The organism is Streptomyces sp. NPDC047043, assembly GCF_040644055.1.
Taxonomy (GTDB): domain Bacteria; phylum Actinomycetota; class Actinomycetes; order Streptomycetales; family Streptomycetaceae; genus Streptomyces.
Window position 1 is genome coordinate 23,075 of record NZ_JBEYVO010000064.1, and the last position, 7,492, is coordinate 30,566.

General features: G+C 71.2%; 9 protein-coding genes and 1 pseudogene. 7 read left to right on the forward strand and 3 right to left on the reverse strand.

Annotated elements, in window-relative coordinates; all coding sequences use genetic code 11:
• The first annotated feature begins 226 nt into the window (after positions 1 to 226).
• Together ABZ880_RS52715 and ABZ880_RS52720 are read left to right on the forward strand one after the other, a co-directional pair.
• Positions 227 to 745, forward strand: a complete 519-nt coding sequence (locus ABZ880_RS52715) for a SigE family RNA polymerase sigma factor (RefSeq protein WP_361278756.1) — start codon at positions 227 to 229, stop codon at positions 743 to 745.
• Entirely contained in the window at positions 735 to 1,421 is a 687-nt protein-coding gene (locus tag ABZ880_RS52720; RefSeq protein ID WP_361278758.1) for a hypothetical protein, read from the forward strand. The genes ABZ880_RS52715 and ABZ880_RS52720 overlap by 11 nt, the downstream gene beginning before the upstream one ends.
• On the opposite strand, the gene ABZ880_RS52725 is transcribed toward ABZ880_RS52720, so the two are convergent.
• Both ABZ880_RS52725 and ABZ880_RS52730 read right to left on the reverse strand, forming a co-directional pair.
• The gene (locus ABZ880_RS52725) at positions 1,400 to 2,785 is read right to left on the reverse strand and encodes a hypothetical protein (protein ID WP_361278779.1); all 1,386 of its coding nucleotides are present in this window, start codon (positions 2,783 to 2,785) and stop codon (positions 1,400 to 1,402) included. The genes ABZ880_RS52720 and ABZ880_RS52725 overlap by 22 nt on opposite strands.
• A gap of 161 nt (positions 2,786 to 2,946) precedes the next feature.
• On the reverse strand, positions 2,947 to 4,263 hold the full coding sequence (locus tag ABZ880_RS52730) for a helix-turn-helix domain-containing protein (RefSeq protein ID WP_361278760.1): 1,317 nt from the start codon (positions 4,261 to 4,263) through the stop codon (positions 2,947 to 2,949).
• Positions 4,264 to 4,450: 187 nt separating this feature from the next.
• On the opposite strand from ABZ880_RS52730, the gene ABZ880_RS52735 reads away from it, so the two are divergent.
• The 5 genes from ABZ880_RS52735 (at position 4,451) to ABZ880_RS52755 (ending at position 7,235) form a co-directional block, all read left to right on the forward strand.
• Positions 4,451 to 5,158 carry a DUF4232 domain-containing protein gene (locus tag ABZ880_RS52735; protein ID WP_361278762.1) on the forward strand — a complete coding sequence of 236 codons (708 nt, stop codon included), beginning with the start codon at positions 4,451 to 4,453 and terminating at the stop codon, positions 5,156 to 5,158.
• Positions 5,159 to 5,318: 160 nt separating this feature from the next.
• The gene (locus ABZ880_RS52740; protein ID WP_361278764.1) at positions 5,319 to 5,981 is read left to right on the forward strand and encodes a hypothetical protein; all 663 of its coding nucleotides are present in this window, start codon (positions 5,319 to 5,321) and stop codon (positions 5,979 to 5,981) included.
• 66 nt (positions 5,982 to 6,047) lie between these two features.
• On the forward strand, positions 6,048 to 6,368 hold the full coding sequence (locus ABZ880_RS52745) for a MerR family transcriptional regulator (protein ID WP_361278767.1): 321 nt from the start codon (positions 6,048 to 6,050) through the stop codon (positions 6,366 to 6,368).
• A gap of 236 nt (positions 6,369 to 6,604) precedes the next feature.
• Positions 6,605 to 6,808, forward strand: a complete 204-nt coding sequence (locus ABZ880_RS52750) for a cold-shock protein (RefSeq protein ID WP_046247661.1) — start codon at positions 6,605 to 6,607, stop codon at positions 6,806 to 6,808.
• 133 nt (positions 6,809 to 6,941) lie between these two features.
• Positions 6,942 to 7,235: an SCO5918 family protein gene (locus tag ABZ880_RS52755; protein ID WP_361278771.1), complete on the forward strand. Its 294-nt coding sequence runs from the start codon at positions 6,942 to 6,944 to the stop codon at positions 7,233 to 7,235.
• 53 nt (positions 7,236 to 7,288) lie between these two features.
• On the opposite strand, the pseudogene ABZ880_RS52760 reads toward ABZ880_RS52755, so the two are convergent.
• Positions 7,289 to 7,492, reverse strand: a pseudogene (locus ABZ880_RS52760) (ATP-dependent helicase); the annotation flags it as partial.

Consider the following 7,492-nt stretch of genomic DNA (forward strand, 5'->3'; position numbering starts at 1 on the left):
AGTTCCTCCGCCGCACCGGGGTCGTCGGTGAGCAGCCGCGCGGTCGCCAGCAGGCCGGACCAGCGCGTCCGGGCGTACGTGGCGAAGTCGTGGTCTGCGGGGAGTGCGGCGTGGCTCTCCGGCACGTGGGGGGTCCTTCGACTCGGGAACGCGGTCGGTCGTACAAGCAGGTTGAGCAGCCGAGAAGCCAACTCCGTCGAGGAGAGGGCACGGATTCCGGTGGGGCATGACCGAGGACGAGTTCGACGCGTTCTACGCGACCGCGTTCCCCCGGCTGACCGGACAGCTCTACGCCTTCACCGGAGACCACGGCGAGGCCCAGGACGTCGTACAGGAAGCATTCGTACGGGCCTGGGACCGACGGCGGCAGTTCCTGGCGGACAGCGCGCCCGAGGCGTGGATCCGCACGGTGGCCATGCGGCTGGCGGTGAGCCGCTGGCGGCGGGCGAGACGCTGGCTGGAACTGGTGCGGCGCACTCCGCCGCCCGACTCCACCCCGGGGCCGGGTCCCGAACACACCGCGCTGGTGGCCGCCCTGCGCGAACTGCCCACGGCGCAGCGGATGGCGATCGTCCTGCACCATTTGTGCGACCTGAGTGTGGAGCAGGTAGCCTCCGAGACCGGTGCGCCCGTGGGGACGCTCAAGGCGAGGCTGTCCCGGGGCCGGGCGGCGCTGGCACAGCGTCTCGCGGGGGACGAGGCCGACGAGCCGGTCCTCGGGAAGGAGAGCGGCCGTGTCCAATGAACTCCCGTCCGCCCTGCGCGAGTTGGCCACCGCCCACGAGACCCCGCCGCTCGTCGGCGGCGCCGAGATACGCGGTCGGGCGATACGCCGCAGGCACCGCCGCCGGACCGCCGTGACCCTCGGCGCGGGAGCCGCGGCCCTCGCACTGGCGGCCCTGGCCCTGACGCTCGACCTCGACGGGCACCCGGACCGGCAGGGCGGAGCCCGCATCCCGGCCGCCCAGGCGCCGACAGGTGTCCCCGCCCAGTCCGTCCCGCCGTCCCAGAGCGCCGCCGTGCCGGTCGCCGGCACGCTCCGACTGCCCGGCCGCACCCTCACGTTCGGCGACCGGGAGCTGTCGGTCCTCTCCGCGTTCGAGAGCAAGGTCGGTTACACGGGCCTGCTGACGGTGGTCGCCAAGCGCGAGTCGCGGACCCTGCCCGTCGACCTGCCCTCCAAGGGCCCCGTCAGGGTGAGCGTCCCCTACGTGGTCGAACTGCGCGACACGAAGAACCAGTCGCTCTACATCGGCACCTACACCAAGCCACCGGCCCTGGGCGGCCTCACCGCCACCAGCGACTGGATCGGCCTGGGCGCCGCGGACGCGAAGCGGCTCTACGCCGGGATCCGCATCGGCGACGCCATCGCGCCGACGGCCACCAGGACGCCGACGGATCAGTTCACGGTGAAGAAGTAGTCGTAGGGCGCCAGTTGGATGCCGGAGCGGGTCGTCGCACGGACCGTGAGGTCGTAGAAGCCGTCCGTGGGCGGGGTCCAGTCGATGCGCGCGGAGTGGTGGGCGCCCGCGGCGACCGTGACCTCCGGCTCCCCGTTGAAGGAGTACGTGTAGCTGACGACGCCCTTCACCTTCGGCGTGAACGTGAAGGTGCCCGGGACGCCCGCGCCGCCGCCCGAACCGTTCTCGGGGTAGATGTCCGAGGCGACGGTGGGAGTGGTGTCGTAGTTGATGCTCCACGACGCCGCGTCGCTGACCCAGCCGTTCGCGCTCTTGCTGGTCACCCGGAGATGCTCGCCGTAGATGCCGTCGAGCGTGAGCCTCACCTCCGCCGTGCCGTCCGCCGCCGCCGGGACCTCGACGGTCTTGTCGTTCTGACCGCCGATGGTCTGCACGGAGTAGCTGACGACCGGACTCTTCGACTGGAGCGCCGCGTCGGGGCTGAGCGTGAACGAGGTCGGCTTTCCGAACTCGGGCGACGGGACCGCGGGGGTGACGGTGGGCGCCGTGGAGCTGACTCGGAACGTGTAGCCGGCGACGGCCGATCCGTTGTAGGCCCGGTCCAGGCTGCGCACCCAGAGGGTGAACACACCGGAGCCGCTCGGCGGGACCAGGCTGAGCGTGGCCGAACCGCCGGGGGCGTCGGCGCGCTTGAAGTACCTCGTGTCCGAATACGGGTCGACGGGCTGCGGAATGCCGTGGTCACCGATGTTCGTGCCGATGACCGGGAGGTCCTGCTGCCAGGAGAACTCGAACCCGGTGACATCGTCGACGCCGTTGGCGCTCAGCGTGAACTCGACCGGCTCGCCGCCCTGATTCCACACGTCCCGCGGGTAGTTGGGCGAGGTGAGGGTGGGCGCGTTCGCCGGGCGGGTGTTGTCGATGGTGACGTAGCAGGGGGCCGACCAGTCCGAGGCCGCGGCCCCGTCCACCGTCTGCGCCCGCCACGCGTAGGTCTGACCGTCGGCGAGCGCGTCGGCGGGCAGGGTGGCGGTGGCCTCGAACCCGGGGGTGGCGTAGTTGCGGGTGACCGTCGTGATCTGCGTCGGGTCGGTGACCGGCCAGGCCTGGTACTGCACCGTGACCGGGGAGTTGTCGGTGGAGTCGGTGGTCCCCGGGATGCCCTCGACGACAAGGCCGGTGCCGGCCCAGAGGTAGGTGGGCAGGTCCGTGTCGGTCGAGCAGTTCCGGTAGCCGTTGAACAGCTGGGTTGGCGTGGTGGGCGTCGCGTCCGCCGCGCTCGCGGGTGTCGCGGCGGCGGCCAGTGCCAGGCCGAGGGTGCCCAGGGCGGCGAGTACGGCACGCGGTCGCGTGCCGAAGGGCATGGTCAAGTGGTCCCTCCCGTTTGAATGCCCGCACACGGCGCTTCGATGCGCACTGGTGTACGGGCGGCGAGGGGATCGTATGGGTCGCCGTACGAACGTGCATGAGAATTACGGGAGTTGACCGGGCGTGAGAACTACGGGGGTCGACCGCCCGGATCCGGTCAGCTCTCCCGCTTGATCCACTCGCTGCCGCCCAGCGGGTAGTCGTAGCCCGGGCGGTCCACGTCGGCGCTGGTGCGGAACGGGGTGCCGGCGTTGTCGATGTGGACGGTGCCGCGGCGGCTGCCGCTGGACCAGTCCAGGGTGAGGTCCCAGCGGACGTCGTGCGCCTTGGAGCGGGCGAAGACGTAGAAGACCTCCGGGTCGGACTCGCTGACCTTGTACGGGAATTCACGCTGGCCGTTCTTGGCGGTGACCGTCGGACTGCCGTTGTCGAGGTCGATGTCGAACGACTTGGTGCCGACGCCACCGCCGCAGCCGACGCCCATCGAGTAGTCGTTCCAGGCGAGCGGCGCGCCCTTGGTGAGCACGCGTACGTGCAACGCCTCCAGGACGACGGTCTCCTGCCCGGTGCCCTGGACGGTGAGGGCGACCTCCTGCTCGCCCGAGGACACCGCCCCGTACGCGGCGGCCCAGCGCGGTGCGTCCGGCTCGCTCGCCGGCGGCCCGACCTGCTCGGGCTCGCTGTTCACGAGGAAGTGCTGGCTGCACGGGCTGTCGTAGACATAGGGACGGGTGCCGACCGTGAGCGGTATGGCGCCGGAGGAGCTCCCGCCGGCGGGCCGGTCCGCCCCCTGCTCGCCGCCGTTCGAGGCGCCACCGGTCCCCTCGGACGGGGTGACGGAGGCGGTGGCCGACGCGGACGGCTTGCGTCCCTTCGCATCCGGGGACGAGGACGCGGACGGCTTCCCGGCGGCCCACGTGCCGGTGGCGGGGGCGGTGTCCCCGGCCGCCGGCTCGTCCCCCGAGCCGTCCCCGCCGAACGGCAGACGCACGGCGAGCACCACTGCCGCGACCACGGCGACCGCCGCCACGGCGATCAGCACGGCACGGCGACGGGGCCGACGCGGCGGCACGAGCGAGGGCGACGAGACAACGACGGGCTCGTCGACGGGTGGCTGGACGTCGGTCGCCGGCGCATCGGCCCCCTTGACCGAACCGTCCGAACCATCCGTACCGTCCGAACCCGCCGCCCCCGCGACCTGTTCGGCCCTGCGCCCTCGTACCGCATCCGCCAGGATCCAGTGCCGGTGCAGTTCCACCAGCTCCTGCGGCGTTGCCCTGCAGACCCGTGCGAGGCGCTCCACCGGCGCGTACTCGACCGGCACCGCGGTGCCGTTGCAGTAGCGGTGCAGCGTCGACGTGCTCATGTGCAGCCGCCTGGCGAGCGTGCCGTAGCTCAGTCCCGAGCGGTCCTTGAGCTCCATCAACAGCCGAGCGAACGCCTCTGTCTCATCGGCCCCTGTTGCCCCTGACACCCGTTCTCCCCATCCCCCACGTTCCAGTCGTGCGTTCCAGGGCCCCTGGATTCTCCCTGGTCAGAGCCTGTTTTGGCGTTCCGGCGTCCCCAACTGCCCGCCGGACATGGCGGTTGGGACGGATCACCTCACAAGCTTCGGTCATCCAATCACCACCCCAGGCCGAACACCGAAGGGGCACGTCCACATGTACAACCTCCGCACCTCCCGCACCCGTCTCGTCGGCGCCGCCGCGACCGTCGTCCTCGCCGCCCTCTCCCTGACCGCGTGCAACGACGGGACGGGCGTCAACGACGAGGGCGCCTCGGCGGGCTCCACCACGACCGCGCAGCCCACCGCGAGCGCCTCTTCCTCCGGCTCCGCCTCCGCCTCCACCCCCTCGGCCACGGACGGCGGGCCCGCGACCGCCACCACGCCCGCCGCGCACCCCTCCACTTCCACGTCGAAGGCGCCCACCTCCTCCGGCAAGCCGGTCACCTGCGAGGGGTCCAACACCAAGACGGTCGCGGCCCCGCTCACCCGCCCCGTGAACCACCTGCTGCTGACGGTGACCAACACCGGCTCGAAGACCTGCTTCCTCTACGGCTACCCGGCCGTCCGCTTCGGCGAGGCCCAGTCCGTGCCTCCCGTCATCGAGGACTCGCAGCCCCAGGCGGTCGTCACGCTCCAGCCCGGCGAGTCCGGCTATGCCGCCGTGAGCCTGTCCGCCACCGACGGCGGCAGCTCGAACGGCCACACCGAGAAGTCCCTGACCGTCTACTTCCACGGCCGCTCCGGCAACGAGAGCGTCGGCAAGGGCGCCCGGCCGTCGCTGCCCTCGCAGGGCGTCTACGTCGACGACTCGCTCAAGGTCACGTACTGGCAGCAGTCGATGGACGACGCCGTCAACTGGTGACGCCGGAGGGCGTACCCACACCTTCCGGCCTCCCCTGCCGCGGCGGGCGTAGGCTCGAAGGCACCGAGGGCTTCTCGTGCGCCGGCTCACACGCCGGTGCCGTTCTCGGCGAACGACGACGCCGGGCCGGACCCGTCCGGACCGGGGCAGGGTTCGCCCCATGACCGCGAGCACGCGCCGGCAGGGACCGTCCCCCGAGAAGGGCGAGCTCGTCCGTCCGCTCACCCGGCGCCAGATCGACGACCGCATGCGGGAACTCGGCGAGCTGTACTCGCACACCTCGTCGAGCGAGCCGCGGGCCTCCGACCGGGCCCGGTCCGCCGCCTTCCGGCGACGGCTCGTGGGCCACATGCGGCGTCCGGGCTTCGAACTGCTGGTGGCGGAGACCCCCGGCCCCGCGGGCGCGACGGTGCTCACGGGATGTGCCTACGGCTTCCCCGTGTGCGGCGACGGACCCTGGTGGCAGGGCCTCGACGGGTACCTCTCCAAGAACCTCCTCCGCATCGCCGCCGCAGGAGGGCTCTTCGCCATCGCCGACATCCTCGTCGAGCGAAGGGTGCGCACCCAGGACCAGAGCCGCGAGTGGAATCTCGCCCGACGCCTGCAGATGCGACTGCTCAGCGACCACACCGCCGCGCTCGGCGTCACGCTGGTCGACCGCGACAACCCGGACACGCTCGAGGCACTGCTGTCCTGGGGCTGGCGCTGCCCGTCCGTCGAGGCCCGCGGGTCGCCCCGCCTCGCTCCCCGCCGACTGCTGGTGCTCCGCCGACCGGTGGGCATTCTGCACTCGCCGCAGCAGAGTTTCCACGAGGCCGACTAGAGTTCCGGTACGGGAACCAGCTCCCTGTTGCGGGCCGTGCCGTCGGCGGTCCGCGGGAAGGCACACATGTCCTCGGAAGACCGGCCGCACGCCGCGGACCGGCTCGACGACGACCACCACCCCGCGTACACCATGGGCCGAGCCGCGGAGGTGATCGGTGCCACCCCCGGCTTCCTCCGGGCCCTCGGCGAGGCGGGGCTGATCACACCGATGCGGTCCGAGGGCGGCCACCGCCGCTACTCGCGCCACCAGCTGCGCCTGGCCTCGCGGGCCCGCGACATGGTCGACCAGGGCACTCCGATCGAGGCCGCCTGCCGGATCATCGGCCTCGAGAACCAACTGGCGGACGCCCTGCGCGCCAACGAGGAACTGCGCCGCAGCGAGTGAAAATCTGACGCCGCCGGAACAGAAATTCAACCGGTCCCGAAAAAGCATTTCCGTGCGCGGGTTGTTTCCCTCGGCGCCTTCTCTGCTTTTCTTGTCGTCGATTTGTTCCGTGCTAGTCTGAATCTCAGTTGCAGTAGTGGTTGCCATTCTTACCGGGTTTCCGGGGCAGGTGATCATCACAGCGATGTGGGGGCTCGCGAGGTGCGGGCTCCAGCACTGCTTACAGGAGAAAACACATGGCCACCGGCACTGTGAAGTGGTTCAACGCGGAAAAGGGCTTCGGCTTCATCGAGCAGGAGGGTGGCGGCCCGGACGTCTTCGCCCACTACTCGAACATCGCCACCCAGGGCTTCCGTGAGCTCCAGGAGGGCCAGAAGGTGACGTTCGACGTCACTCAGGGCCAGAAGGGCCCGCAGGCGGAGAACATCGTTCCCGCCTGACCCTCCGGATTCGCGTTCCAGCACATAGCTCTTTACGCGCATACGGCGAAACAGGGGCCCGCACCTTGCGTGCGGGCCCCTGTCCGTTTTCCGTTCCGACCGCCCCGGATCCGCCCGACCCTGGTGAGGCACCATGCGCTGTGTGATCGCCCGTTTCCCCTTCGACCTGTCCAAGTCCGAGGTGGAGAGGTCGATGGCGAACGTCCGACCCGAACCCGCGACGGGAGCCTGTGCCGTCATCGGGGACCGGATCTACCCCGTCAAGCAGGTTGGGACGGTCATCACCGGCCAGGACCCACGCGACTTCACCGCCGCAGAGATGGTCCGGGCCCTGGTCCGCCTCGGCTTCACCTGCCAGACCGCCCCCCAGCAGCCCGCACCGTCCCCCGACCTGTCGTACGGCTCCGTCGACCGATCCCTCGGCTGACACTCCACCCCGGCGCGGATCACCGCGCCCGACTGGCGGCGGACCGCCGATTGTCAGGTGGTGCGGTGTTTGCCCGTGGTCCGGCCTCGGGTGGTGCGTCCGCGTCGGCCTCGGGCCGAGGCCGACCCACCGGACGCGGCCCGGCGAGGAGGCTCCGCGGCCGGCGGGGTGATGGTGACGGGGATGCCGGAGGGGGTTTTGGCGCCGGTGATGCGGCTGAGTTCTGCCTCGCCGGATCGCACCGCGGTGATGGTCGG

Excerpts from the sequence above, each read along its gene's own strand:
- ABZ880_RS52725 (WP_361278779.1), bottom strand. The coding sequence starts at position 2,785 with ATGCCCTTCGGCACGCGACCGCGTGCCGTACTCGCCGCCCTGGGCACC.
- ABZ880_RS52755 (WP_361278771.1), top strand. The coding sequence starts at position 6,942 with ATGCGCTGTGTGATCGCCCGTTTCCCCTTCGACCTGTCCAAGTCCGAG.
- ABZ880_RS52715 (WP_361278756.1), top strand. The coding sequence starts at position 227 with ATGACCGAGGACGAGTTCGACGCGTTCTACGCGACCGCGTTCCCCCGG.
- ABZ880_RS52740 (WP_361278764.1), top strand. The coding sequence starts at position 5,319 with ATGACCGCGAGCACGCGCCGGCAGGGACCGTCCCCCGAGAAGGGCGAG.
- ABZ880_RS52745 (WP_361278767.1), top strand. The coding sequence starts at position 6,048 with ATGTCCTCGGAAGACCGGCCGCACGCCGCGGACCGGCTCGACGACGAC.
- ABZ880_RS52735 (WP_361278762.1), top strand. The coding sequence starts at position 4,451 with ATGTACAACCTCCGCACCTCCCGCACCCGTCTCGTCGGCGCCGCCGCG.
- ABZ880_RS52750 (WP_046247661.1), top strand. The coding sequence starts at position 6,605 with ATGGCCACCGGCACTGTGAAGTGGTTCAACGCGGAAAAGGGCTTCGGC.